The organism is Paenibacillus sp. 2TAB26 (assembly GCF_052115145.1).
Taxonomy (GTDB): Bacteria; Bacillota; Bacilli; order Paenibacillales; family Paenibacillaceae; genus Pristimantibacillus.
This window is the reverse complement of record NZ_JBFRGC010000100.1, coordinates 1-469: the sequence shown is the minus strand read 5'-3', so window position 1 is coordinate 469 and position 469 is coordinate 1. Positions and strand designations below refer to the sequence as shown.

The window sequence follows — 469 nt, the reverse complement described above, 5'->3', positions numbered from 1 at the left end:
TGCATGCATCGCTTGAAACTCTGAATTGTTCATGACCAAACTCATAGTGGCCATAAAGAGGAAGCGCCGTAGGCGGGATCGTCCGCGTTTACTAATCTTCATTTGCCCGGTCCATTTGCCAGAACTCGCTTCTGCGGGGTTGAGTCCGGCATGGCGCAGCAAGGCATTTCCGTGAACAAATCCGCTTAAGTCCCCAGCCTCACCCAATATACCAGCTAATGAAATGACAYTAATCCCCTTAATCGCRAGGATGGATTTTGCAAARGGAATGCGTTCTAATACGGTTGAAATCTCCTTCTCCACAACCTCYAGTTGTKCGCAAGCAAGGTCATACTCGGCGAGCAATTGTTTCAAGTGGAGMTTGTAGTAATGAGAAGCTGACTGAGATCCTACTGAATGGTTGGCAATCTCGATGAGTGCTTTTGCTTTTCTAGCACCGCAGTGCCGTTTCATGATGGTTTTCCATCCC

The 469-nt window shown here is 47.9% G+C and carries 1 protein-coding gene; it reads right to left on the bottom strand.

Going from position 1 to position 469, the window contains the following annotated elements; all coding sequences use genetic code 11:
- A partial coding sequence (locus AB4Z50_RS36045; RefSeq protein ID WP_441887297.1) for a transposase occupies positions 1 to 469 on the bottom strand: 469 nt, incomplete at both ends.